This window comes from Blastococcus sp. SYSU D00922, assembly GCF_054050495.1.
Genome location: NZ_JBJGZL010000001.1, coordinates 331,122 through 356,864 on the forward strand (window position 1 = coordinate 331,122; position 25,743 = coordinate 356,864).

Genomic DNA, 25,743 nt, shown 5'->3' on the forward strand with positions numbered 1-25,743 from the left:
CCATGCCTCTCACTCCCGTCCTCACCACCCGCTGGGGTGCCGACAAGTCCTGGCGGCTGTCGACGTACGAGTCGATGGAGGGCTACAGCGCGCTCCGGACGGCGCTGTCGATGACCCCCGACGAGCTGGTCACGATGGTCAAGGACTCCGGCCTGCGCGGCCGCGGCGGCGCCGGCTTCCCGACCGGCATGAAGTGGAGCTTCATCCCGCAGCCCAAGCCGGGGGAGACGCCGACCGGTCCGGCAGCGATGCCCAAGTACCTCGTGGTCAACGCCGACGAGGGCGAGCCGGGCACCTGCAAGGACCTGCCGCTGATGATGGCCGACCCGCACTCGCTGGTCGAAGGCGTGATCATCTCCGCGTACGCGATCCGCTCCCACTTCGCCGCGATCTACGTCCGCGGCGAGGCGGTGCACGCCCACCGCCGGCTGATCGCCGCCGTCGAGGAGGCCTACGCGGCCGGCTACCTCGGCACCGACATCCTCGGCTCCGGCTACGACCTCGAGCTGGTCGTGCACGCCGGCGCCGGCGCCTACATCTGCGGCGAGGAGACGGCGCTGCTGGAGTCCCTCGAGGGCTACCGCGGCCAGCCGCGCCTGAAGCCGCCGTTCCCCGCCGTCGCCGGCCTCTACGGGTCGCCGACCGTCATCAACAACGTCGAGACCCTGGCCAGCGTGCCGTTCGTGGTCCGCGGCGGCGCCGACTGGTTCAAGGAGTTCGGCCCGGAGAAGTCGCCCGGCCCGAAGATCTACTCGCTGTCGGGCCGCGTCGTCCGCCCGGGCCAGTACGAGGCCCCGATGGGGACGACGATGCGCGAGCTGCTCGAGATGGCCGGCGGCGTCCGGCCCGGGCACGAGCTGAAGTTCTGGACGCCGGGTGGTTCCTCGACGCCGTACTTCACCGCCGAGCACCTCGACGTCCCGCTGGACTTCGACTCCGTGGCGGCCGCGGGCTCGATGCTCGGCACCACCGCGCTGATGGTGTTCGACGAGACCGACTCGATCGTCGAGGCCACCCTGCGGTTCACCGAGTTCTACGCGCACGAGAGCTGCGGCAAGTGCACCCCGTGCCGCGAGGGGACCTACTGGCTGGTGCAGATCCTCGACCGGATCGCGCACGGCCGGGGCACCGCGCAGGACCTCGACCTGCTGACCGACACCTGCGACAACATCCTGGGCCGCTCGTTCTGCGCCCTCGGTGACGGCGCGACCAGCTGCATCGCCAGCTCGCTGAAGTACTTCCGGGACGACTACGTCGCCCTGCTGCCGCCGGAGGAGCAGGCCCGGCTGGGTCGCAGCCTCCGGATCGAGCCCGTGGGGGTGGCCTCGTGACCGAGCTTGCGAGGGCACGCAGAGGCAGAGCACACCGTGGCACTGGGACGACGAGCGCCAGCGAGGAGGAACAGTGACACTGACGAACCCGACGCCGGCGCCGGCGGTGCCCCCGGGCACACCCGGCCCGCACACGCCGCCGGACGCCGTCCACTGCACCATCGACGGGTTCGAGGTCGCCGTCCCCAAGGGGACGCTGATCATCCGGGCCGCCGAGCAGATCGGCGTGCAGATCCCGCGGTTCTGCGACCACCCGCTGCTCGAGCCCGTCGGTGCCTGCCGCCAGTGCCTGGTCGAGGTCGAGGGGCAGCGCAAGCCGGTCGCCTCCTGCACGATGCCGGTCACCGACGGCATGGTCGTGAAGACGCAGCTGACCAGCGAGGTCGCCGACAAGTCGCAGCAGGGCACGATGGAGCTGCTGCTCATCAACCACCCGCTGGACTGCCCGGTGTGCGACAAGGGCGGCGAGTGCCCGCTGCAGAACCAGGCGATGAGCAACGGCCGCACCGAGAGCCGGTTCGTCGACGTCAAGCGGACCTACCCCAAGCCGCTGCCGATCAGCAGCGAGATCCTGCTCGACCGCGAGCGCTGCGTCCTGTGCGCCCGCTGCACCCGGTTCTCCCAGCAGGTGGCCGGCGACCCGTTCATCGAGCTCTTCGAGCGCGGGGCGCTGGAGCAGGTCGCCATCTACGAGGACGAGCCCTTCGAGTCCTACTTCTCCGGCAACACCACGCAGATCTGCCCGGTCGGCGCGCTCACCAGCGCGCAGTACCGGTTCCGCGCCCGCCCGTTCGACCTGCGCAGCGAGGCCAGCGTCTGCGAGCACTGCGCGTCCGGCTGCGCCCAGCGCACCGACTACCGGCGCGGCAAGACCACCCGCCGGCTGGCCGGCGAGGACCCGGCGGTCAACGAGGAGTGGAACTGCGACAAGGGTCGCTACGCGTTCCGCTACGTCACCGCCAACGAGCGGCTCACCACCCCGCTGGTGCGCCGGGACGGCGAGCTGCAGCCCGCTTCCTGGCCGGAGGCGTGGGCCGCCGCGGCCGCCGGCCTGAGCCAGGCGCGGGCCGAGGGCGGCGTCGGCGTGCTCCCCGGCGGCCGGCTGACCGTCGAGGACGCCTACGCCTACGCCAAGTTCGCCCGCGTGGCCCTCGGCACCAACGACGTCGACTTCCGCGCCCGCGCCCACTCCGCCGAGGAGCTCGCCTTCCTGGGCGCGTTCGTCGCCGGGACGGGGCCGGGCCGCGGCGGGGTCACCTACGACGAGCTGGCGCAGGCGCCCGCGGTCCTCCTGGCCGGCTTCGAGCCGGAGGAGGAGTCGCCGATCGTCTTCCTCCGCCTGCGCCGAGCGGTGCGGACCCGGAAGCTCCCGGTCTTCGACCTCGCGCCGTTCGCCACCCGTGCCGCGGAGAAGCTCGACGCGACCGTGCTGACGACGCTGCCCGGCGCCGAGGCGCAGTCGCTGCGGGCGCTGGCAGAGGGCACCTGGGGCGGACCCGCGGTCGAGGCGCTCCGCGCGCCCGGCGCGGTCGTCCTCGCCGGCGAGCGGCTGGCCGAGGTGCCCGGTGCCTTCTCGGCGCTCGTGGCGCTGGCGCGCACCACCGGCGCGCGCGTCGCCTGGGTCCCGCGGCGGGCGGGGGAGCGCGGGGCCGTCGAGGCCGGTGCGCTGCCGAGCCTGCTGCCCGGCGGACGCGCCGTGGGCGACGCCGCGGCGCGCGCCGACGTGGCCGCCCTGTGGGGCGCCGAGCTGCCCGCGACGCCGGGCCGCGACCTCACCGGCATCCTCACCGCCGTCCGCGACGGCGAGCTGCCCGGCCTGCTGGTCGGCGGCGTCGACCCGTGCGACCTGCCCGACCAGGCGCTGGCCGAGTCCGCCCTGGCGACCGCGTCGTTCGTGGTGAGCCTCGAGATGTTCCCGAGCGTGGTCACCGAGTGGGCCGACGTCGTGCTGCCGGTCGCCGCGGCGCCGGAGAAGGCCGGCAGCTACCTCGACTGGGAGGGCCGGCCGCGCGTCTTCGACGCCACGCTGCACGGCACCGGGCGGCTGCCCGACGGCCGCGTGCTGCAGGGGATTGCTGACGCCATGGTCGAGATGGGTAGTGACATCGCAGATCTGCGGCTGCCCTCGCCGGAGGCGGCCCGGGCGGAGCTCGCGGCGCTCGGCGCGGTGCGCCGTCCCGCGGAGGGGGCCGGCCTCGACATCCAGCCCCCGCCGGCGCCCTCGCTCCGGCAGGACGAGGCGGTTCTCGCTTCCTGGCGGCAGCTCATCGACTCCGGGACGCTCCTGCGCGACGAGCCGGAGCTGGCCGGCACGGCCCGGCAGCCCGTCGCCCGCATCGGCGTCGAGGCCGCCGGCCGGCTCGGCGTCGTCGACGGCGACCGGATCACGGTGAGCGGCGCGACCGGGTCGGTCAGCCTGCCCGTCCGTGTCACCGCCATGCCCGACCAGGTGGTCTGGCTGCCGATGAGGTCACCGGGCAGCGACGTCCGGAGCGACCTGGGCACCGGCCCGGGTGGCGTGGTGCGGCTGACCGCGGGGAGTGCGCTGTGAACCTGCTGGACAGTGCCGACCAGCCGACGCTCGAGGACTTCGGTTCCGACGTCTGGTGGATCGTCCTCATCAAGATCGTCGGCATCTTTGTGGTGCTGGTGCTCATGACGCTGTTCGCCATCGTCTTCGAGCGCAAGGTCGTCGCGCGCATGCAGCAGCGCATCGGCCCCAACCGGGTCGGCTGGCGCGGCTACCTGCAGAGCCTCGCCGACGGGCTGAAGCTGGCGTTCAAGGAAGACATCATGCCGGCGCTCGCCGACAAGCCGGTCTACTTCCTGGCGCCGGTCATCGCCGCGATCCCGGCCTTCCTGGCCTTCTCGGTCATCCCGCTCGGCCCGACGGTGAGCATCTTCGGCGAGCGCACCCCGCTGCAGCTCACCGACGCCCCCATCGGCGTCCTCGTCGTCCTCGCCTGCTCGGCCATGGGCGTCTACGGCATCGTGCTGGCCGGCTGGGCCTCCGGCTCCACGTACCCGCTGCTCGGCGGGCTGCGCAGCGCCGCCCAGATGGTCAGCTACGAGATCGCGATGGGCCTGTCGATCGTCGCGGTGTTCCTCTACGCCGGCTCGATGTCGACCTCGGAGATCGTGGCCGCCCAGGCCGACGGCAACCAGCTGTCCTTCTTCGGCTGGGAGTTCACCGGGCCCAGTTGGTTCGCCGTCCTGCTGCCGGTGTCGTTCGTCATCTACGCCATCGCCGTGGTGGGCGAGACCAACCGCGCCCCGTTCGACCTCCCCGAGGCCGAGTCCGAGCTGGTCGGCGGCTTCCACACCGAGTACTCGTCGCTGAAGTTCGCGCTGTTCTTCCTCGCCGAGTACATCAACATGGTCACCGTCTCGGCGCTGGCCGCGACGCTGTTCCTCGGCGGCTGGCGGGCTCCGTGGCCGATCTCGATCTGGGACGGCGCCAACACCGGCTGGTGGCCGCTGCTCTGGTTCTTCCTCAAGGTCGTCGTCGCGCTGTTCGTGTTCATCTGGCTGCGCGGCACGCTGCCCCGCCTGCGCTACGACCAGTTCATGCGGTTCGGCTGGAAGGTGCTCGTCCCGACCGCGCTGGTCTGGATCCTGGTCGTCGCCACCATGCGGACGGTGTCCCGCGAGGCGGACCTGTCCACCGGTCAGGTCGCGCTCTACGTCGGCGTCCCGATCGCCCTGCTGGTGCTGGCCGGCCTGCTCATCGCCAGCCGGACGGCGAACCGGGACACCCGGCTCATGGCCGAGGAGGCCGCCGCCGGTGGCATCCACGCCGTCGACCCCGAGCCCGACGTGCTGCCTGCGGCCGGCCCGCGCCGCCGGCCCAGCGGCGGGCCGAGCCGCTCGGAGGGCGGGTTCCCCATCCCGCCGATGGACCTGAAGGTGCCGCCGTCGCCGCGGCTGCGCCGCCAGCCGGTCAGCACCGACGGCGCCCAGAACGTGGTCGTCAGCACCGGACGCCGGGGCCCCGCGACCGTCCAGGAGGACGACGATGTCTGAGATCGAGCGCTCGACCGGGGCGCGCAACCGGCCGGCGGTGCGGGACAGCATCATGCCCGCGCCTGCCCAGGGGTTCGGCGTCACGTTCGCCCAGATCTTCCGCAAGGTGACGACGGAGCAGTACCCGTTCGAGCCCAAGGTGACCAAGCCGCGCTACCACGGGCGGCACGTGCTCAACCGGCACCCCGACGGGCTGGAGAAGTGCGTCGGCTGCGAGCTGTGCGCCTGGGCGTGCCCGGCCGACGCCATCTACGTCGAGGGCGGTGACAACACCGAGGACGCCCGCTTCTCGCCGGGTGAGCGGTACGGCGCGGTCTACCAGATCAACTACCTGCGCTGCATCTTCTGCGGGCTGTGCATCGAGGCCTGCCCGACCCGCTCGCTGACGATGAGCAACGACTTCGAGCTGGCCGACGACAACCGGCAGGACCTGATCTACACCAAGGAGCAGCTCATGGCGCCGCTGCTGCCCGGCATGGAGCAGCCGCCGCACCCGATGCGGCTCGGCGACGACGAGAAGGACTACTACGTGCGCGCGGCGGAGCGGGCATGACCGAGACGCTCGGCGGCGGCGAGACCGTCGTCTTCTGGGTGCTGGGGCCGATCGCCCTGGCCGGGGCCCTCGGCATGGTGCTCAGCCGCAACGCCGTCCACTCGGCGCTCTGGCTGGTCAACACCATGCTCGCGCTGGGCGTGTTCTACGTCGTCCAGGAGGCGCCGTTCCTCGGCGCGGTGCAGATCATCGTCTACACCGGCGCGATCATGATCCTCTTCCTGTTCGTGCTGATGCTGGTCGGCCGCGACTCCTCCGACTCGGTCGTGGAGACCCTCCGCGGCCAGCGGATCGCCGCCACCCTGCTCGGCATCGGCTTCGCCGGCCTGGTGGGCGCGGGGATCGCCGAGGCCACCCGCGACCTGCCGGTCGCGGGGCTGGCCGACGAGGGCGGCGTGGGCAACATCCCGGCGATCGCCGAGCTGCTGTTCACCGACTACCTGCTCGCGTTCGAGGTGACCAGCGCGCTGCTGATCACCGCCGCGGTCGGGGCCATGGTGCTCGCGCACATCGAGCGGGAGCCGGGCAGCCGTCGGTCGCAGAAGGAGCTCTCGCGCGCGCGGTTCCTCACCACGGACCACCCGCAGACGCTGCCCGGCCCCGGTGTCTTCGCCCGCGCCAACTCGGTCGCCGTGGCCGCGATCCTCCCGGACGGCAGCCGCTCCGAGGCCAGCCTGGCGGGGGGCATCGAGCCCGAGGTCCCCGACCAGATGCCCCGGCCCACCGGCCGCGGGCAGCTCGGCTCGCCCGACGCCGCGCTCGGGACCCTCGACCCCGCCCCCCTCGACGGAGAGCAGCGGTGACGCTCACCTACTACCTGGTGCTCGCGGCGATCCTGTTCACCATCGGCGCGGTCGGCGTGCTGGTGCGCCGCAACGCGATCGTCGTGTTCATGTGCGTCGAGCTGATGCTCAACTCGGTGAACCTGACCCTGGTCACGTTCGCCCGCGCCACCGGGACCGTCGACGGCCAGATCATGGCGTTCTTCGTCATGGTCGTCGCCGCCGCGGAGGTCGTGGTCGGCCTCGCCATCATCATGTCGATCTACCGCACCAGGCGGTCCGCCTCGGTCGACGACGCCAACCTGCTGAAGTACTGACGGGGACCGGGGAATGGATGTCTTGCCCGCCGAGGGCCTGCTCGCCGCCTCCTGGCTGCTGATCGCGCTGCCGCTCGCCGGTGCCGCGGTGCTGCTGCTGGGCGGCCGGCGCACCGACCGCTGGGGCCACCTGCTGGGGACGGCGACGGTCGTCGCCGCCTTCGTGCTCGCCCTGCTGTGCACGTTCCAGCTGGCCGGGCTCGACGAGCGCTCGGTCGATGTGGAGCTGTTCACGTTCATCTCGACCGGCGAGCTCGACGTCACCGCCGGGCTGCTCTACGACCCGCTGTCTGCGGTGTTCGTCCTGCTGATCACCGGCGTGGGCTCGCTGATCCACGTCTACTCGATCGGCTACATGGCGCACGACCCCGCGCGCCGGCGGTTCTTCGCCTACCTGAACCTGTTCGTCGCCGCGATGCTGCTGCTCGTCCTCGGCAACAGCTTCGTCGCGCTGTACGTCGGCTGGGAGGGCGTGGGCCTGGCGTCCTACCTGCTCATCGCCTTCTGGTACACCCGCCCGGCGGCCGCCACCGCGGCCAAGAAGGCGTTCATCATGAACCGGGTCGGCGACGTCGGCCTGGCCCTGGCGATCTTCGTGATGTTCGCCCAGCTCGGGACGACGTCCTACGCCGGCGTCTTCGGGACCGTCGGCACCCTGGCCGGCGGCACGATCACCGCGATCGGCCTGCTGCTCCTGCTGGGCGCGTGCGGCAAGTCCGGCCAGTTCCCGCTCCAGGCCTGGCTGCCCGACGCCATGGAGGGCCCCACCCCGGTCTCGGCGCTCATCCACGCGGCGACCATGGTCACCGCCGGCGTCTACCTGATCGCCCGGTCCGCGCCGATCTACGACCTCACCGAGACCGCGCGCACCGTCGTCATGGCGATCGGCGCCCTCACCCTGCTCATCGGGGCCATCGCCGGGTGCGCCTACGACGACATCAAGAAGGTGCTGGCCTACTCGACGGTCAGCCAGATCGGCTACATGTTCCTGGCCGTCGGCCTCGGGCCCGCCGGTTACGTCGCGGGCCTGGCGCACCTGCTCGCCCACGGCTTCTTCAAGGCCGGCCTGTTCCTCGGCGCGGGCTCGGTGATGCACGCGATGGACGACCAGGTCGACATGCGCAGGTTCGGCGGGCTCTGGCGGAAGCTGCCGGTCACCTTCGTCACCTTCGGCCTCGGCTACCTGGCGCTGATCGGCTTCCCGTTCCTGTCCGGGTACTTCACCAAGGACGCGATCATCGAGGCCACGTTCGACCGGGACGACGCGCTCGGCTGGGCCTTCGGCGGCGTCGCCGTCCTCGCCGCCGGCCTCACCGCGTTCTACATGACCCGCCTGATGCTGATGACCTTCTTCGGCCGCGCCCGCTGGGAGGACGGGGTCCACCCGCACGAGTCGCCCTCGGTGATGACGGTGCCGATGATCGTGCTGGCCGTGGGGTCGGTGTTCTCCGGCGCGCTGCTGGTCTCCGTCTTCCCCCTGAGCGACTGGCTCGAGCCGGTGTTCGGCGAGCCGGAGGAGGCCGAGCACGTCATCGCGCCGGCGACCATCGGCATCGCGCTGACGGTGATCATGCTGCTCGGTGTTCTCGCCGCCTGGCTGTTCGTCGGCCGCCGCGAGGTGCCCGTGACCGCGCCGGTCCGGGTCTCGCCGGTCACCCGGGCCGCCCGCAACGCCCTCTACGCCGACACGATCAACGAGTCGCTGTTCATGCGCCCCGGCCAGTGGCTGACCCGGGCCCTGGTCTGGGTGGACAACCGCGGGGTCGACGGCGCGGTCAACGGCCTGGCCGCCGGCCTCGGCGGCTCGTCCTCCCGGCTGGGCCGCGCCCAGACCGGCTTCGTGCGCACCTACGCCCTCGGCATGCTCGGCGGCGCCGTGCTGGTCGCGGGCGCCCTGCTGGCGGTGACGGCGGGATGACTTCGACCTCCGGAAAGGGCGTCCAGTGAGCGACCTGCCGTTCCTGCTGCTCATGATCGCGATCCCCGCGATCGGGGCGGCCGCCGTCGCGGCGCTGCCGAAGGACCGCGACCTCCTGGCCAAGCAGGTGTCGCTCGGCGTGAGCCTCGTCGTCCTGCTGCTGGCCGTGCTGACGACGATCGCCTTCGACACCGGCGGCGACCGCTTCCAGCTGACCAGCTCCTGGACCTGGATCGAGGACTTCGGCGTCTCCTTCGCCCTCGGCGTCGACGGCATCGCGCTGGTGATGCTGCTGCTCATCGGCGTCCTGGTGCCGATCGTGATCGCCGCGTCGTGGGGCGACGAGCTGCCCGGCGCCCGGTCGATGAAGGCGTACTTCGCCTGGCTGCTGCTGCTCGAGGCGATGATGGTCGGCGTCTTCGCCGCCACCGACGTCTTCCTGTTCTACGTCTTCTTCGAGGCGATGCTCGTCCCGATGTACTTCATCATCGGGAGCTTCGGCGGCCCGCGCCGGCAGTACGCCGCGGTGAAGTTCTTCCTCTACAGCCTGGTCGGCGGGCTGGTCATGCTCGCCGCCGTCATCGGCCTCTACGTGGTGAGCAACAGCGAGCTCGGCCAGGGCACCTTCGCCTTCGACGCGCTGCGCCAGCTGGAGATCACCCCGGGCGTGCAGAAGCTGCTGTTCCTCGGGTTCTTCATCGCGTTCGCCATCAAGGCCCCGCTGGTGCCCTTCCACACGTGGCTGCCCGACTCCGGTTCCGAGGCGCCGATCGGCGGCGCGGTGCTGCTCGTCGGCGTCCTCGACAAGGTCGGCACGTTCGGCTTCCTGCGCTACTGCCTTCCGCTGTTCCCCGACGCCTCGCGCTTCTTCGCGCCGTTCGTCCTCGTGCTCGCGGTCATCGGCGTGCTCTACGCGGCGCTGCTCGCGATGGGGCAGAGCGACATGAAGCGGCTGGTGTCCTACACGTCGATCTCGCACTTCGGCTTCATCGCGCTGGGGATCTTCGCCTTCACGACCGAGGCGGCCACCGGCGCGGTGCTGTACATGGTCAACCACGGCATCGCGACGGGTCTGCTCTTCCTCGTCGTCGGGATGCTGATCGCCCGCGGCGGCTCCCGGCAGATCGGCGACTACGGCGGCGTGGCCGCCAAGGCTCCCCTGCTGGCCGGCGCGTTCCTCGTGGCCGGCCTCGCCTCGCTGGCGCTGCCCGGGACCAACAGCTTCGTCAGCGAGTTCCTGGTGCTGATCGGCTCGTTCCCCGAGGAGCCGGTCTTCACCATCATCGCGACCGCCGGGATCATCCTGGCCGCGCTCTACATCCTGCTGATGTACCAGCGCACGATGCACGGCCCGGCCTGCGGCGTGCTGCTGCGGGAGGACCCGGCCGTGCCGGTGACCGGCGAGGGCGGCGCGACGGCCACCCTCACCGCGCCCACCCGCACGCTGCGCGTGGCCGACCTCAGCCGGCGCGAGCTCGGCGTCGTCGCCCCGCTCGTCGCCCTGATCATCGTGCTGGGCGTGTACCCGCAGCCGCTGCTCGACCTCATCGAGCCGGCCGTCAGCGCCACCTTGAGCGACCTCGGAGGGATCGACCAGTGATCGAGGTTCCCGACCTCTCCTTCGCCGCGCTCGCGCCGCTGCTGTTCGTCCTCGGGGCGGCCTGCGTCGGCGTGCTGGTCGAGGCGTTCTGGCCGCGCGACACCCGGCACCCGGTGCAGGTCGCCGTCGCGCTGGTGGGCACGCTCGGGGCCTTCGTGAGCACGCTGCTGCTGGCCGGCACCCGCGAGGTGACGGCCGGCGGCGCGCTGGCCGTCGACGGCGCGGGGCTGTTCCTCCAGGCCACCATCGCGGGGCTCGGCGCGCTGGCGCTCCTGCTGTTCGCCGAGCGGTCGCTGGACCCGGCGCGGTCGGCGTTCGTCGTCTCGGCCGCGGTCCCCGCCGGCAGCCCGCGCGACCGCGAGCTGCTGACCGTGCCGCGCGTGCAGACCGAGGTCTACCCGCTGGCCACCTTCGCCATCGGCGGCATGATGCTGTTCGTCACGGCGAACGACCTGCTGATCATGTTCGTCGCCCTCGAGGTGCTCAGCCTGCCGCTGTACCTGATCAGCGGCCTGGCCCGCCGGCGCCGGCTGCTCTCGCAGGAGGCGGCGGTCAAGTACTTCCTGCTGGGCGCCTTCGCCTCGGCGTTCTTCCTCTACGGGCTGGCCCTCGTCTACGGCGCGACCGGCAGCGTCCGCCTCGCCGACATCCGCTCGGCGTCGCTGGCCGAGGGCACCGACCTGCTGCTCGTCCTCGGCCTGGCGCTGCTCGTCGTCGGACTGCTGTTCAAGGCCAGCGTCGCGCCGTTCCACACCTGGACGCCGGACGTCTACCAGGGCGCCCCGACACCGGTGACCGCGTTCATGGCGGCCTGCACCAAGGTCGCCGCGTTCGGCGCCATCCTCAGGCTGCTCTACGTCGCCTTCGGGACCGCCGAGTGGACCTGGCGGCCGCTGATCTACGCGGTGGCCATCGTGTCGATGGTGGTCGGGGCGGTCCTCGGGCTGACCCAGACCGACCTCAAGCGGATGCTCGCCTACTCCTCGATCGCGCACGCCGGGTTCCTCCTCACCGGCGTCATCGGTCTCGGCGCGGACGGCGGGGGCTCGGGCCTGGCGGCCACGATGTTTTACCTGCTCACCTACGGCCTGACCACGATCGGTGCCTTCGCCGTCCTCACCCTCGTCCGGGACGGCGACGGCGAGGCGACGCACCTGTCGCAGTGGGCGGGCCTGGCGGCGCGGTCCCCGCTCGTCGCCGCGGTGATGACCCTCTTCCTCCTCGCGCTCGCCGGCATCCCGCTCACCGCCGGCTTCACCGGCAAGTTCGCGGTGTTCCGGGCGGCGATCGAGAACGGCGCCTGGCCGCTGGTGGTCGTCGCGCTCCTGGCCAGCGCCGTGGCGGCGTTCTTCTACCTGCGGGTCATCGTGCTCATGTACTTCTCCCCGCCCGCCGGCGCCGAGACGGGCCAGGGCCCGACCGTCGGCGTCCCCGGTCTGCCCACCACGGTCGTCCTGGCGATCACCGCCACGGCGACGCTGGCGCTGGGCATCGTGCCCGGGTCGGTGCTCGACCTCGCCGAGCAGGCGGCTAGATTCGTCGGTTGATGACCGGAGCCCGTGCCGCAGTCGAGGGCACCAACCTGCAGGTCCAGGGCGGCAGCCCCCAGCTGCAGCGCCGGATCTCCACCCCCGCGTCGACCATCGGGCCCTGGCTGCCCGAGGGCGAGCTGGGCGCCGCGCTGGCCGACGGGCTGGCACGGGTCGAGGCGGCGTTGGTCGAGGCCGTCGGCAGCGAGCACGCCTTCATCCGGGAGGCGGCCGGCCACCTCATGTCGGCCGGTGGCAAGCGGTTCCGGCCGATGCTGGCGCTGCTGGCCGCCCAGCTGGGCGATCCGCAGGCGTCCGGGGTCACCGAGTCGGCGGTGGTCTGCGAGCTGACCCACCTGGCCACGCTGTACCACGACGACGTCATGGACGAGGCCGTCGTCCGCCGGGGGGCGCCCAGCGCGAACAGCCGCTGGACGAACAGCATCGCGATCCTCACCGGCGACCTGCTCTTCGCGCGGGCCTCGGACCTGCTCGCCGACCTCGGGCCCGAGGCGGTCCGGATCCAGGCGCAGACCTTCGAGCGGCTGGTCACCGGCCAGATCCGGGAGACCGTCGGCGCGGAGCCCGGCGTCGACCCCGTCGCCCATTACCTCGACGTCCTCGCCGACAAGACCGGCTCGCTGGTGGCCACCTCCGCCCGGTTCGGGGCGAGCTTCGCGGGCGTCGACCCGGCGCTCGTCGCCGAGCTCACCGCCTTCGCCGAGGAGGTCGGCGTCGCGTTTCAGCTGTCGGACGACCTGCTCGACATCGTGAGCGAGGACGGCGCCTCCGGGAAGTCACCCGGCACCGACCTCCGCGAGGGCATCGCCACCCTGCCGGTGCTGTTCGCGCTCGCGGGTGACGACCCGGCCGACGCCCGGCTCCGCGAGCTCGTCGCCCGCCCCGTCACCGACGACGCCGAGCACGCCGAGGCGCTCGCCCTCCTGCGGTCGTCGGCCGCGCTGGCCCGCGCCAACGAGGTCCTGGCGCAGTACGCCGACCGGGCCCGGGCGCGGCTGGCGGGCGTTCCCGCGGGCGACGTCCGGGACGCCCTCTCCGCCCTCTGCGACTACGTGGTCACCCGCACCAGCTGACGGCATCCTGGGGCGGTGCGTCCTCTCGTCGCCGCCCTCGCGCTCGCCCTGCTGGCCGGGTGCACCGATCCGGCGGTCAGCGATCCGCCCGCGTCCTCCGGCACGCCGCCCGCCGCGTCGTCGGCGCCTGCCCCCGCGGCCGCCCCGGCGCTGGACGTGGCGGTCGTGACCGACGGCCTCGACCACGCCTGGGACGTCGTCCAGGCGCCCGACGGCACCCTCCTCGTCGACGAGCGGGCCGGCGGGTTCACCGCCGTCCTGCCGGACGGGAGCGTGCGGGACGTGGCGGCGGACCTCGGCGACCTCTTCGCGGACGGCGAGACCGGCCTGATGGGTCTGGCGCTCGACCCGGGCTTCGCCCAGAGCCGCCGGTTCTACAGCTGCCAGGGGAGCCGGGACGGCGAGATCGTCGTCGTCGCCTGGACGGTGACCGGCGACTGGTCGTCGGCCACCCGGGTCGCCGACCCGCTCGTGGGCGGGCTGCCGCTGAACGAGCGCTCGGGACGGCACGGCGGCTGCCGGCTGGCGTTCGCACCGGACGGCACGCTGTTCGTGGGCACGGGGGACACCGCCGACGGCACCGTCGCGCAGGACCCCCGGTCGCTCGGCGGCAAGGTGCTGCGCGTGGACCCCGCCACGGGGGAGCGGCAGATCTGGACGCTGGGGCACCGCAACGTGCAGGGCCTGGCCGTGCGGCCCGGCACGGACCAGGTGTTCTCCGTGGAGCACGGGCCCGACCGCGACGACGAGGTCAACCTGCTCCGCGAGGGCGGCAACTACGGCTGGGACCCCGACGGCGGCGGCAGCTACGACGAGAGCGTGCCGATGACCGATCCGGCGATCGACGGGGCCGTCGCGGCCGTGTGGTCGTCGGGGGAGCCGACGCTCGCCACCAGCGGGGCCACGTTCGTCACCGGCTCCGAGTGGGGTGCCTACGACGGCCTGCTGCTCGTTGCCCTGCTCAAGGCTCAGGGCGTGCTGGCGCTGCGGCTCGACGACGCGGGCGCCGTCCAGGAGCAGTTCCGGCTGCCCGAGCTGGAGGCGCAGCAGGGCCGGATCCGCAGCCTCACGCAGGGCATCGACGGCGCCCTCTACGTGACCACCGACAACGGCGGCGGGGAGGACCGGCTGCTCCGGGTCGCTCCCCGCCCCTGAGGTCCGTCAGGCCTCGACGGTCCAGGTGTCGCCGCCGGCCAGCAGCGCGTCGAGGTCGCCCGGCTCCTGCACGCGGGCGACGTCGAGCTGCTCGGCCATCATCGCGTCGTACGTCGGCTTCTCGACCGACCGGAAGACGCCCATCGGCGTGTACCGCAGGTCCTGGCTGGAGAGCCGGGACAGGGCGAACGCGTAGGCAGGGTTCTCGCGGTGCGCGTCGTGCACCACGATCTCGGAGGCGTCGACCTGGTTGGTCTCGGCGATCCGCAGGCCGCCGAAGTCGTCCCGCACCACGCACGAGGCGCCGTCCGGGCCGAAGACCAGCGGCTCCCCGTGGACGAGCGGGATCGACCACTGGGTGCCGGTCGCCGGGTCCTTGAGCAGCTCGAAGGCGCCGTCGTTGAAGATGTTGCAGTTCTGGTAGATCTCCACCAGCGACGTGCCCTTGTGCTCCGCCGCCTGCCGCAGCACCTCGGTGAGGCCCTTGCGGTCGGAGTCCATCGCCCGGCCCACGAACGTGGCGTCGGCGCCGATGGCCAGCGACACCGGGTTGAACGGGTGGTCGAGCGAGCCCATCGGCGTGGACTTGGTGACCTTCCCGACCTCGGAGGTGGGGGAGTACTGGCCCTTGGTCAGGCCGTAGATCCGGTTGTTGAACAGCAGGATCGTCATGTTGACGTTGCGGCGCAGCGCGTGGATCAGGTGGTTGCCGCCGATCGACAGCGCGTCGCCGTCCCCGGTCACGACCCACACCGACAGGTCCGGACGCGAGGCGGCCAGGCCGGTCGCGATCGCCGGGGCGCGGCCGTGGATCGAGTGCATCCCGTAGGTGTTCATGTAGTACGGGAAGCGCGAGGAGCACCCGATGCCGGACACGATGACCATGTCCTCGCGGGCGATCCCGAGACTGGGCAGGAAGCTCTGGACCGCGTTGAGGATGACGTAGTCACCGCACCCGGGGCACCAGCGCACCTCCTGGTCGGTCTTCATGTCCTTGGCCTTGAGCTCGGTCAGCTTCGGGCCGTGGGCGTCGACCGAGTGCGCGATCGCGTCGGCGATCGGGCCTTCGGCGGGCATCCCGAGTTCGACGGTGGTCACTGCTGTGCTCCGTTCCCGGCCTCGCTCAGCTGCGCGGCGGCCGGCTCGCTCGTGCGGTCGATGACCTCCTGGATCACCGCGGCCAGCTCCGCGGCCCGGAAGGGCAGCCCGCGGACCTGGGTGTGGCTCTCGACGTCGACCAGGTACTTGGCCCGCAGCAGCAGGGAGAGCTGGCCGAGGTTCATCTCGGGGCAGATCACCCGGTCGTAGCGGCGCAGCACCTCGCCCAGGTCGGCAGGCATGGGGTTCACGTGCCGCAGGTGGATCTGCGCCACCTTGCGGCCCGAACGGCGGATCCGCCGGCAGGCGGCCCCGATGGGCCCGTAGGTCGAACCCCAGCCGATGACGGCGACGTTGGCGTCCCCGTCCGGGTCGTCCACGTCGGTCAGCGGGATCGACGCGGCGATGCCGTCGACCTTCGCCTGCCGCGTGCGGGTCATGAAGTCGTGGTTGGCCGGGTCGTAGGAGATGTTGCCCGTCCGGTCGGCCTTCTCCAGGCCGCCGATGCGGTGCTGCATCCCCGCGGTGCCCGGGATCGCCCACGGCCGCGCCAGGGTCTCCTCGTCGCGCAGGTAGGGGAGGAACTCGCCGTCCTCGCCGTTGGGCTCGGTCGCGAAGTCCACCACGGTGCTGAGGTCGGGCAGGTCCTCGACGTCCGGGATCGCCCACGGCTCGGCGCCGTTGGCGAGGTAGCCGTCGGACAGCAGGATGACCGGCGTCCGGTAGGCCAGCGCGATCCGGCACGCCTCCATGGCGGCGTCGAAGCAGTCGCCGGGGGAGCGCGGCGCGATCACCGGGATCGGCGCCTCGCCGTTGCGGCCGAACATCGCCTGCAGCAGGTCCGACTGCTCGGTCTTGGTCGGCAGGCCGGTGGAGGGGCCACCGCGCTGCACGTCGACGATCACCAGGGGCAGCTCGGTCATCACCGCGAGGCCCATGGCCTCGGACTTGAGCGAGACGCCCGGGCCGGACGTCGTCGTCACGCCGAGCGCGCCACCGAAGGAGGCGCCGATCGCCGACGCGATGCCGGCGATCTCGTCCTCCGCCTGGAAGGTGCGCACGTCGAACGCCTTGTGCTTGGACAGCTCGTGGAGGATGTCCGAGGCCGGCGTGATCGGGTAGGCGCCGAGGAACATCGGCAGCTTCGAGCGCCGCGCCGCCGCCACGAGCCCGAGCGCGAGCGCCTGGTTGCCCGAGATGTTGCGATAGCGGCCCGGCGCCATCGGGGCGGGCTTGATCTCGTAGGAGACCGCGAAGGCCTCCGTCGTCTCGCCGTAGTTGTAGCCCGCGCGGAAGGCGGCGATGTTCGCGGCGGCGATCTCGGGCTTGCGGCGGAAGGTGCGCTCGAGGAAGCGGATCGTGCCCTCGGTGGGCCGGTGGTACATCCACGAGAGCAGGCCGAGCGTGAACATGTTCTTCGAGCGCTCGGCCTCCTTCTTGCCGAGGCCCGAGTCGGCGAGCGCGTCGAGGGTCATGGAGGTCAGCGGCACGCTGACGGTCTGCCAGCCCTCGAGCGAGCCGTCCTCGATCGGGTTGGTCGCGTAGCCCACCTTGGCCAGGTTGCGCGGGGTGAACTCGTCCGAGTCGAGGATGAGCAGGCCGCCGCCGGGCAGGTCGGCCAGGTTGGCCTTCAGGGCCGCCGGGTTCATGGCCACGAGGACGTCGGGGGCGTCGCCCGGCGTCATGATGTCGTGGTCGGCGAAGTGCAGCTGGAAGGAGCTGACGCCGGGCAGGGTCCCCGTCGGCGCCCGGATCTCGGCGGGGAAGTTGGGCAGCGTCGACAAGTCGTTGCCGAAGCTCGCCGTCTCGCTGGTGAACCGGTTGCCGGTGAGCTGCATGCCGTCGCCGGAGTCGCCGGCGAGCCGGATGACGACGCGGTCGAGCTCGACGACGCTCTTCACCAGCCCGCCGGGCGCCGAGCTGGGGGCCGTCTCGGGCCGTTCGATCGCAGTCATGAGTGGTGTACCTCCACCGGCCGAGGTTACGTGCGTGCGCGCGCGGCCGGGATGTGGATCCGGACACGACCTTCTTCGGGTGCCCTAACAGGACGACGCCGTTCCTCATTCCGACGGGGGAGAGGTCGCACCGGCGCGGGGAACGGCGCCCTCCGGCGCGGCGTTGGACCGGGCGTGCAGCGCTGGAACAACGGACTCAAGACCGCCGTCCTCCTGGGGGCGATGGGCGGGCTGATCCTGGCCGTCGGTGGGCTGGTCGGTGGCCGCGGTGGGCTGCTCGTCGCCCTGGTGGTCGCCCTCGGCGTGAACGGCTTCGCCTACTTCAACAGCGACAAGCTGGCCCTGCGCGCGATGCGCGCCTTCCCCGTCACGGAGACGCAGGCGCCGCAGTACTACGCGATCGTCCGCGAGCTGGCGACCGAGGCGCGCCAGCCCGTGCCACGGCTCTACGTCAGCCCGACCAACCAGCCCAACGCGTTCGCCACCGGCCGCAACCCGCGCAACGCCGCGGTCTGCGTGACCCAGGGGATCCTCGAGCTGCTCGACCGGCGCGAGCTGCGCGGAGTCCTCGCCCACGAGCTCTCCCACGTCTACAACCGCGACATCCTGATCAGCTCCGTCGCCGGCGCCATGGCCACGGTCATCACGTACCTGGCGCACATGGCGATGTTCGCCTCGCTGTTCGGTGGCCGCTCGGACGACCGCGGGGGCGGCAACGCCCTCGGCGGCCTGCTCCTGGTCCTCCTCGGTCCGATCGCCGCGGGCCTCATCCAGATGTCGGTCAGCCGGAGCCGGGAGTTCCAGGCCGACCAGTCCGGCGGAGTGCTGTCGCAGGACCCGCTCGCGCTCGCCAGTGCCCTGCGCAAGATCGAGCGGGGGACGACGGCGCTGCCGCTGCCCCAGGACGACCGGCTGGTCACCCAGAGCCACCTGATGATCGCCAACCCGTTCCGCGGCCAGGGGATGGCGTCGCTGTTCGCCTCCCACCCGCCGATGCCCGAGCGGATCGCCCGGCTGGAGGCGCTGGCGCGGGAGCTCGGCCAGCGGTAGCGCGACGACCGGTCAGGAATCGAGAAGCTCCCGGCCCTCTCCAGGGCCTAGCGTCCTGCGTCGAGAACCCCTCCGACGTAGGAAGGCACGAGCCATGACCGCGACGAGCACGCCGCACCAGACCGACGGCTTCTCCGCGGAGGAGCGCGCCGCCATGAAGGCGCGTGCGGCCGAACTGCGGGCCGAGGGCAGGAAGGGCGCGAAGAAGGCCGACGGGCTGCAGGCGCTGCTCGACGCCATCGCCGCGATGGCCCCGGAGGACCGGGCGCTGGCCGAGCGGGTGCACGTGACGGTGACGGGCGCGGCCCCCGACCTCGCACCCCGGACCTGGTACGGCATGCCCGCCTACGCGGACGACGACGGCAAGGTGGTCGTCGCCTTCAAGAACGCGGGCAAGTTCGGCCAGCGCTACTCGACCCTGGAGTTCCAGGACCCCGCCCGGCTGGACGACGGGGACATGTGGCCGGTGTCGTACGCGCTCGTCGCCTGGACCCCGGAGGTCGAGGAGAAGGTCGCCGCCCTGATGGCCGCGGCCGTCTCCTGACCCCCGGGGCGGCGGCGTCAGCGGTAGTTGTCGAACTGGAGGGCGACGTCGAGGTCGGCGCCGCGGAGCAGCTGCTGGACGGCCTGCAGGTCGTCCCGCTTCTTGCCGCTGACCCGGAGCTGGTCGCCCTGGATCTGCGCCTGCACGCCCTTGGGCCCCTCGTCGCGGATCAGCTTGGCGATCTTCTTCGCGACGTCGGACTCGATGCCCTGCTTGATCCGCGCGCCGATCTTGTAGGTCTTGCCCGAGGCCTGCGGCTCACCGGCGTCGAGGACCTTCAGGGAGATGTTGCGCTTGATCAGCTTCTCCTTGAAGACCTCGAGGGCGGCGCTGACCCGCTCCTCGGTGTCGGCCTGCAGGGTGACGCCGTCCTCGCCGGCCCAGGCGATGGAGGCGTTGGTCCCGCGGAAGTCGAAGCGCTGCGACAGCTCCTTGCCCGCCTGGTTCAGGGCGTTGTCGACCTCCTGGCGGTCGACCTTGCTCACGACGTCGAAAGACGAGTCGGCCATGGCTGTTCCCTTCCGCTGGGCGGACGGCGGCCCGGGGGGTTTCCGAGGACGCCGTCCACCGTTCTTGTACGCTGCTCCGGTACCACCGCACGGCGGGTTGCCCGAGTGGCCAATGGGAGCGGACTGTAAATCCGTCGGCTTAGCCTACGAAGGTTCGAATCCTTCACCCGCCACGCCCGGTACGACGGCCCCCGACCTCTCCAGGTCGGGGGCCGTTCGCATGTCAGGGGAGCGTCGGTGCGCGGGCGCTCGCGGTGGCGGTGCGCTCGAGCGGCTCGCCGCCGAGGAAGAGCCAGCCGAAGGCGATCTCGACGTAGCGGGTGCAGCGGACCGTCACCTCGGCGCCGTCGGTCTCCGCCGACCAGGAGTCCAGCGCCGTCCCACCGTCGGCGAGCTGGTCGGCGACGGCGGCCTGCGCCGTGGCCCGGGTCAGGGGGAGCTCCCCGCCCACGCCCCGGCTGTACACGGCGGCCTCGTCGGCGCGGTTGGCCGCGGCCAGCGCGGCGCCCTCGCAGACCGACTGGACCTCCTGCTGCTCGAGGAACGCGTCGGAGGCGGCGATCGCACCGAACGCCATCAGCGCCGCGACCGTCCAGCAGACCAGCACGAACGGCAGGGTCGAGCCCCGCTCCCCGTCCCGCTGGCCGTGCCGCACCGGGGCAGCGTAGGTGCGGGCGGAGTTGTCCACGGCCTGTGGACAGGATCTGTGGACACTGTGGACACCCGATCGGGTGGCGACCTGCGCGTGCGGGGGGACCTGTGGACGACGCCCGCGCGCGGTCCGGCACCGGCGCCAGACTCCGCCCATGTCCATCGAGATGCCCGCCGCCGAGGTCCACGCCCTCGCCGGCACCCTGCGCGCGGCGGCCGCGCACGCCGAGGAGATCGCTCCGCGCCTCGACGGGGCGGGTGACGTGGGGGAGACCCTGCAGCCGGCCGTGGAGACCTTCCTGGACTGCCACCGGACCGCCGGCCGGGCCCTGGCCGGCGAGCTCGGCTGGCTCGGCGGCACCGTCGACGCCGTCGCCGACTCGTGGCTGGCGCTCGACCGGGGACTGCTCGCCTCGCGCGGCCGGGCGGTGGCGGAGTGAGCGTGCAGATGCCCGACAAGGCGCCGCTCGAGCTGCCCCCGGGGGACCCGTCCGCCGTCGACGACCTCGTGCGCGACGTCGAGGGTGCGGGGCTGCGGCTCGCCGGGCTCGCCGACAGCCTCGCGGGCCCGGCGGCGTCGGCACCCGGCTGGCTGGGCGCCGACGCCACGGCCGCCACGGCCGAGCTGGCGCGGGTCGCCGGGATCGCGCGGGCGGCGGCCGACGCGGTGCTCTCCGCGACGGGCCGGCTGAGCACCCACGGGGAGCTGCTCCGGGACACGCGCCGCGAGGTCACCGCGCTCCGCGAGGAGCAGGACGAGGACTTCCGTGCGGCGTGGCAGCGGCTCGGGGACGTCGAGAACCCCCAGCTCGCCGTCATGACCGGCGCGCCGGCCTGGACAGGGGTCGTCGCCGAGGTGGAGGCGTCCGAGGCGCGGCGCCGCCGGAGGCACCGGCTGCTGCTCGAGGAGCTCGCGGACGACGCCGCGGCCACCGCCCGTGCCCTCGCCGACGCCGGCCGCCCGGTCGGGGGCACCGGGCGCCCCGGGGACGGCGGGCGGGTCCTCGCCCACCTGGCCGCGGAGCTGCCCGGCTGGGGGCACCCGGAGCTGGCCGCCCGGGGGGTGGAGCTGGCCGCCAGGCTGATGGGCGGACCGCTGACGCCGCCGGAGCGCGCGGCGCTCGCCGCCGAGGCGGCGGCGTACGCGGGGAGCCCCGCCTTCGCCACCACGCTGGTCCGCGGGCTGGGGGCCGAGGGGGTCGAGGGCCTGCTCGTCGCGCTGGGGTGGGACCCGGCGGAGGCCGCCGACGACCCGGTGGCGGGCCTGCTGGCCTCCGCGCTCGGCGCCGCGGTACCGGGCGACCACCCACGAGACGGTGTCGCTGCGGCGCTGGGGGCCACCTACGTCCGGCCCGACGACGCCGGCGCCGACGCGGTCGCCATCGGGATGGCCGCGGTCCTCGTCGCGGGGGAGCGGTCGGGTGGGCCGCGGGCGGGCACCGTCGCGGAGTGGGCGCGGCAGCTGCTCCTGCGCGAGCGGAACCTGGGGACTCCCGCCGGGATGACGGTGACTGGCTGGGGCCGGAGGGGCGAGGCGGGCGACCCGGCCGCCGTCGCGGTCGGCACCCTGGCGCGCAGCGGGGACGCCGGCGCCGCGGCTGCCCTGCTCGGGGACGGGAAGGTCTGGGAGGCCGCCCTCGGCCGGTTCTGGGGCGACGACGGCGCGGCGCTCGGTGAGGTGGTGCGCCTCGCCGGGGGCGACGCGGGGGCCGCCGGCGAGCGCGCCGTGCGGGCCGGGCTGGAGACGATCGGCGCGGGCCTGGTCGCGGGCGACCCGGACGACCGGGTGCTCGACCGCGAGGTGGCCGAGGGGGTGTCGCGGGACCTCGCGGCCGCGGCGTCCGCCCACGTGGACCTCGTGGCCGGCGCCCTGTCGTCGGTCGCGACCGAGAACGGTGGTGAGGACGCCGGGGACCTCCTCAAGGGCCTGGGCTACGTCACCGTGGACCGGCAGGCCGCGGCGACCGTGGAGCAGGCCCTGGCGGGGTGGGCGACGGCGCAGCCGCACGACCTCGCGGGCAGCAGCCGGTGGGAACCGCTCCCCGCCGTCGCCGTGCCGGCCGCCTACCTGGCCGTGCAGGAGTACGGGCAGCGGCTGACCCACGCGATGGACGGCTTCGAGATCCAGGACGAGGCGGAGGACAAGGCCGCCCTGTGGGACTGGACGGCCGGCCTGCTGCTCGAGGTGGTCTCGTACGCGCCGGCCAAGCCGGTCGGCCTGGTCGCCGACGTCGTGGCCGCCTACGGTCCGCTGCTCCTCGGCATGGACGGGTCCTACGAGGTGGGGCCGGACCGCGGCCTGCGGTTCGACGAGGACGACGCGGCGGCCGTTGCGCTCGCGGCGCTGCCGCCGGACCTGGCCGGCCGCGCCGCCGCCGTCGAAGCCCAGGCCGAGGCGTCGTTCCGGCGCGCCGCCGGGGCGCTCGGCGCCCCCGAGGCCCCGGACTCGGTCCCGCGCGACTACGCCGCGGCGACGTCCGATCTCGCCGGCGACCTCTTCGGTGGGCGGCTGCTCGACGAGTACAAGGACCGCGCCACGCGGGGCGCCGGCGTCTCCGACTTCCTGCCCGGGAGCCGCTGACATCGTTTTCCACTCGAACTGGTGACCGCTCGTGGAACTGTGATCACGCAGAGCGACGACGCGACATGCGTTCACCCGGTCGTGATCTTCGATGCTTGTCCGAGCGGGTGACGGGAAGCAATGTCTCCAGCGCGGTCCGTACTGAACGACGCTCTGCCCCCGCGCGTAGGTGGCTGCCGCAAGTCGCAGTCAGTCATGCCTGGGAGGCAATCGTGAGCAGCAGCGTGCAGATCTCCGTCTCGACCCGTGGTGGCAAGTGGGCCCGCGGTGGCAAGTGGGCGCGTGGTGGCAAGTGGGCCCGCGGAGGCAAGTGGGCCTGATCGGCCCGATCGTTCCCGCGCAGGACGGGGCGCCCCGCTGGGTGTCGCCCCGTCCCGCGGCCCCGCGACCCGTCTCACCCGACGGGGCCGTCGAGCCTTGCGCGGGGGCGCCTCGCTGTTAGCCTCGGCGCGCCCGACTTCCCAGGGGAAATGCAGGTACGAGTGGCCGAGCAGCAGGACCGAGCGCCGTCGCGGTCGCTGCGTCTCCGCAACCCCTGGAGCGTGGCCTGGATCGGCCTCGCCGTCGCGATCCCGATCTCTCTCTGGGTCCTCCCGCCGCTGGCCGGGCCCGTCGAGCCCGTCCTCCTGATCGCGGCCTTCGTCGGCCTGGTCGCCGCCGAGTCCTTCAACGTCGACTTCGAGTTCCGCCGGCAGACCTTCGCCTGGTCGCCCAGCGAGATCGCCTTCGTCATGGCGCTCGCCGCGGTGGGGCCGGCCTGGACGGCGGTCGCCTGGGCCATCGCGGTCGGGCTCGTCGGCCTCGCGCAGGGGTACGCCCCGCCGAAGGCCGCGTTCAACGTCAGCCTCGTCGTCCTCGAGGTCTGCATCGCCGTCGGCGTGCTGCGGGTGCTGCCCGCCGGTGACATCTCCGAGCCGCGGACCTGGCTGGCGTACCTGGTCGCCGTCGTGGTCGCCACCGTCGTCGGGGTCGGCCTGATCGCCGCCGCCATCACCGCCACCCAGGGGTACCCGGGTCGGGCGCTCTGGACCTCGCTGTTCATCCCGGTCCTCATGGTGAGCCCGGTCGCCGTCATCGTGGGCTTGGCCGTCCTGCTGCTGGTCAGCGTCAGCCCGTGGGTCTGGTTGCTCATCGCCCCCCTGCTGGTGGCGCTCGCGCTGCTCTACCGCCGCTTCGCCGCCGTCACGCGCGAGGGCCACAGCGTGGAGCGGGTCTACGACTTCGCCCGCCGGGTGGAGCAGGTCCCGCCCGACGAGTCGGGCACGCGGCAGATCGTCGAAGCCGTGCGCGAGCTGCTCAACGCCGACCGCGTGGCGCTCTGGCTGCCGCCCTACCTCGACGAGGAGCCCCGCCTCGTCGTCGTCGCCGAGAACGGCGCCGTCTGGTACGACGGCCCGGGCGACCCGGACGACCTGTTCCGCCGCCGCGCCGTCGAGTCCACCGACGGTCCGGTCCGCGTCTCGCTGAGCCGGGCCGACGACGAGGAGGCCGCCGCGCTCGTGCGGCGGGGCGTCTCCGACCTGCTCGGCGCCGCCGTCATGACCGCCGCGGGGGAGCCGGGCTACCTCGAGGTCTGCGACCGGCGCAGCGACATCATCTCCTTCGGCGACAGCGACAGCGCCGCGCTGGACTCGATGCTCACGCACGTCAACGCGGCCATCCGGCACCAGCAGCTGCTGACCCAGATCCGCTACGACGCCGACCACGACCGGCTCACCGGGCTGCCCAACCGGCAGCGGCTGGCGGCCGAGATCGACCAGCTCCTGTCGGCCGACCCGGTCACCGCGCGGGCCGGGCTGATCCTGGCGGCGCTGGGCAACTACACCGACGTCACCGACACCCTCGGGCACGCGGCCAGCGACGAGCTGCTGCTCGTCACCGCCGGCCTGCTGCGCGAGCACGCCCCGCCGTCGGCGCTGCTCGCGCGGATGGAGGGCGAGCAGTTCGCCGTCCTGCTGCCCGGGCTCTCCCTGCAGGCCACCGAGCGCGCCGCGCGGCGGCTGCGGGAGGCGGCCTCCACGCGGGCCCGGGTGGCCGGTCTGGACCTGGAGGTGACGCTGACCATCGGCGTCGCCGCCGCCCCGGTGCACGGCACGGACTCGGGCATGCTCATGCAGCGCGCCGACGTCGCGCTCCTGGCCGCCGCCGACTCGGGTGGCGTGGCCAGCTACCACCCCGTGCTGGACCAGCAGAGCCTGCGCCGCCTCCAGCTGGGCACCGAGCTCGAGCAGGCGATGGCCGACGGCCAGATCAGCGTCGTCTTCCAGCCGATCATCGACGCGCAGACCTCCGACATCGTGTCGGTGGAGACGCTGGTCCGGTGGGCGCACCCGCGCTACGGCTCGATCGCCCCCGACGACTTCATCCACCTGGCCGAGCAGATCGGTCGCATCGGCGCGGTCACCGACCACGTCCTGGACCTCGCGCTCGCCCGCTGCCGGCGCTGGCTGGACCAGGACATCGCGCTGTCGGTCGCGGTCAACCTCTCGGTGCACTGCCTCACCGAGCCCGACCTCGTCGCGCGCGTGCGTCGCGCCCTCCAACGGCACCGCGTCCCCGGGGAATTGCTGACCCTGGAGCTCACCGAGGGCAGCGTCGTCGACGACTCAGTCCGCGACAGCACCGTCCTGGCCGATCTCCACGGCCTGGGCCTGCGGCTGTCCATGGACGACTTCGGGACCGGCTACTCGTCCCTGTCGCAGCTGCGCCAGCTGCCGATCGACGAGGTCAAGATCGACAAGTCCTTCGTGCTCGGCATGTCGACGAGCCAGGGCGAGTCGTTCATCGCCCGGTCGATCATCGAGTTGGCCCACAACCTGGGCCTGCGCGTGGTCGCGGAGGGCGTCGAGGACGAGCTGACCCGCAACCTGCTGGCGGAGATGGGCTGCGACAAGCTGCAGGGCTTCCTGGTCAGCCGGCCGCTGCCCGACGACCGCCTGGAGAGCTGGCTGCTGGCCCGGACGGGCGTCCGCAAGGCCGCGCCGGGGGCCACCCACCGGAGGTTGTTCGTCCGCACCTGACCACCCGCCGAACCCCCTGCCCGACGGCACGAC

The 25,743-nt window shown here is 73.0% G+C and carries 20 protein-coding genes and 1 tRNA gene; 17 read left to right on the forward strand and 4 right to left on the reverse strand.

Annotated features, from left to right (window positions below; genetic code table 11):
• Positions 1-2: 2 nt before the first annotated feature.
• The 11 genes from nuoF to ACI78T_RS01795 all read left to right on the forward strand — a co-directional run bounded on the left by nuoF (position 3) and on the right by ACI78T_RS01795 (position 14,302).
• On the forward strand, positions 3-1,331 hold the full coding sequence (nuoF, locus tag ACI78T_RS01745; protein WP_456556370.1) for an NADH-quinone oxidoreductase subunit NuoF: 1,329 nt from the start codon (positions 3-5) through the stop codon (positions 1,329-1,331).
• A gap of 73 nt (positions 1,332-1,404) precedes the next feature.
• On the forward strand, positions 1,405-3,882 hold the full coding sequence (locus tag ACI78T_RS01750; RefSeq protein WP_456556371.1) for an NADH-quinone oxidoreductase subunit G: 2,478 nt from the start codon (positions 1,405-1,407) through the stop codon (positions 3,880-3,882).
• Positions 3,879-5,354: an NADH-quinone oxidoreductase subunit NuoH gene (gene nuoH / locus ACI78T_RS01755; protein ID WP_456556372.1), complete on the forward strand. Its 1,476-nt coding sequence runs from the start codon at positions 3,879-3,881 to the stop codon at positions 5,352-5,354. Before ACI78T_RS01750 ends, nuoH begins: the two co-directional genes overlap by 4 nt.
• Positions 5,347-5,907, forward strand: a complete 561-nt coding sequence (gene nuoI, locus ACI78T_RS01760) for an NADH-quinone oxidoreductase subunit NuoI (protein WP_456556373.1) — start codon at positions 5,347-5,349, stop codon at positions 5,905-5,907. Before nuoH ends, nuoI begins: the two co-directional genes overlap by 8 nt.
• Positions 5,904-6,710 carry an NADH-quinone oxidoreductase subunit J gene (locus ACI78T_RS01765; RefSeq protein ID WP_456556374.1) on the forward strand — a complete coding sequence of 269 codons (807 nt, stop codon included), beginning with the start codon at positions 5,904-5,906 and terminating at the stop codon, positions 6,708-6,710. The genes nuoI and ACI78T_RS01765 overlap by 4 nt, the downstream gene beginning before the upstream one ends.
• Positions 6,707-7,006: an NADH-quinone oxidoreductase subunit NuoK gene (nuoK, locus tag ACI78T_RS01770; RefSeq protein WP_116451019.1), complete on the forward strand. Its 300-nt coding sequence runs from the start codon at positions 6,707-6,709 to the stop codon at positions 7,004-7,006. Before ACI78T_RS01765 ends, nuoK begins: the two co-directional genes overlap by 4 nt.
• Before the next feature lie 13 nt (positions 7,007-7,019).
• Positions 7,020-8,924 (forward strand): NADH-quinone oxidoreductase subunit L, encoded by a 1,905-nt coding sequence (gene nuoL / locus ACI78T_RS01775; RefSeq protein WP_456556375.1) that lies wholly within the window; start codon positions 7,020-7,022, stop codon positions 8,922-8,924.
• A 25-nt stretch (positions 8,925-8,949) separates the two neighbouring features.
• Positions 8,950-10,524, forward strand: coding sequence for an NADH-quinone oxidoreductase subunit M (locus tag ACI78T_RS01780; RefSeq protein ID WP_456556376.1), 1,575 nt, complete (start codon positions 8,950-8,952; stop codon positions 10,522-10,524).
• Positions 10,521-12,071 carry an NADH-quinone oxidoreductase subunit NuoN gene (gene nuoN / locus ACI78T_RS01785; RefSeq protein WP_456556377.1) on the forward strand — a complete coding sequence of 517 codons (1,551 nt, stop codon included), beginning with the start codon at positions 10,521-10,523 and terminating at the stop codon, positions 12,069-12,071. The genes ACI78T_RS01780 and nuoN overlap by 4 nt, the downstream gene beginning before the upstream one ends.
• Positions 12,071-13,147 (forward strand): polyprenyl synthetase family protein, encoded by a 1,077-nt coding sequence (locus ACI78T_RS01790; protein WP_456556378.1) that lies wholly within the window; start codon positions 12,071-12,073, stop codon positions 13,145-13,147. The genes nuoN and ACI78T_RS01790 overlap by 1 nt, the downstream gene beginning before the upstream one ends.
• A gap of 15 nt (positions 13,148-13,162) precedes the next feature.
• Entirely contained in the window at positions 13,163-14,302 is a 1,140-nt protein-coding gene (locus ACI78T_RS01795) for a PQQ-dependent sugar dehydrogenase (RefSeq protein WP_456556379.1), read from the forward strand.
• 6 nt (positions 14,303-14,308) lie between these two features.
• Here ACI78T_RS01795 and ACI78T_RS01800 read toward each other — a convergent pair whose 3' ends face one another.
• Together ACI78T_RS01800 and ACI78T_RS01805 are read right to left on the reverse strand one after the other, a co-directional pair.
• Complete coding sequence (locus ACI78T_RS01800; RefSeq protein ID WP_456556380.1) at positions 14,309-15,400, reverse strand: 2-oxoacid:ferredoxin oxidoreductase subunit beta; 1,092 nt, start codon at positions 15,398-15,400, stop codon at positions 14,309-14,311.
• A complete protein-coding gene (locus ACI78T_RS01805) occupies positions 15,397-17,355 on the reverse strand; it encodes a 2-oxoacid:acceptor oxidoreductase subunit alpha (RefSeq protein ID WP_456556381.1) in 1,959 nt (652 codons plus the stop codon). Before ACI78T_RS01805 ends, ACI78T_RS01800 begins: the two co-directional genes overlap by 4 nt.
• 174 nt (positions 17,356-17,529) lie before the next feature.
• Between ACI78T_RS01805 and htpX the strand changes: the two genes are divergently transcribed.
• Complete coding sequence (htpX, locus tag ACI78T_RS01810; protein ID WP_456556382.1) at positions 17,530-18,405, forward strand: zinc metalloprotease HtpX; 876 nt, start codon at positions 17,530-17,532, stop codon at positions 18,403-18,405.
• Between the two features lie 94 nt (positions 18,406-18,499).
• Positions 18,500-18,949 carry an iron chaperone gene (locus ACI78T_RS01815; RefSeq protein WP_456556383.1) on the forward strand — a complete coding sequence of 150 codons (450 nt, stop codon included), beginning with the start codon at positions 18,500-18,502 and terminating at the stop codon, positions 18,947-18,949.
• A 17-nt stretch (positions 18,950-18,966) separates the two neighbouring features.
• Here ACI78T_RS01815 and ACI78T_RS01820 read toward each other — a convergent pair whose 3' ends face one another.
• Positions 18,967-19,458 (reverse strand): YajQ family cyclic di-GMP-binding protein, encoded by a 492-nt coding sequence (locus ACI78T_RS01820; RefSeq protein WP_456556384.1) that lies wholly within the window; start codon positions 19,456-19,458, stop codon positions 18,967-18,969.
• A 91-nt stretch (positions 19,459-19,549) separates the two neighbouring features.
• Here ACI78T_RS01820 and ACI78T_RS01825 point away from each other — a divergent pair.
• Positions 19,550-19,631 (forward strand) — tRNA-Tyr (locus tag ACI78T_RS01825).
• Between the two features lie 50 nt (positions 19,632-19,681).
• Here ACI78T_RS01825 and ACI78T_RS01830 read toward each other — a convergent pair.
• Entirely contained in the window at positions 19,682-20,113 is a 432-nt protein-coding gene (locus ACI78T_RS01830; protein WP_456556385.1) for a pilus assembly protein TadG-related protein, read from the reverse strand.
• 151 nt (positions 20,114-20,264) lie between these two features.
• Here ACI78T_RS01830 and ACI78T_RS01835 point away from each other — a divergent pair, with 151 nt between their 5' ends.
• The 3 genes from ACI78T_RS01835 (at position 20,265) to ACI78T_RS01845 (ending at position 25,710) form a co-directional block, all read left to right on the forward strand.
• Positions 20,265-20,549, forward strand: a complete 285-nt coding sequence (locus tag ACI78T_RS01835) for a hypothetical protein (protein ID WP_456556386.1) — start codon at positions 20,265-20,267, stop codon at positions 20,547-20,549.
• 2 nt (positions 20,550-20,551) lie between these two features.
• Entirely contained in the window at positions 20,552-22,690 is a 2,139-nt protein-coding gene (locus ACI78T_RS01840; protein WP_456556387.1) for a hypothetical protein, read from the forward strand.
• Positions 22,691-23,172: 482 nt separating this feature from the next.
• Positions 23,173-25,710, forward strand: coding sequence for a putative bifunctional diguanylate cyclase/phosphodiesterase (locus ACI78T_RS01845; protein WP_456556388.1), 2,538 nt, complete (start codon positions 23,173-23,175; stop codon positions 25,708-25,710).
• Positions 25,711-25,743 lie beyond the last annotated feature (33 nt).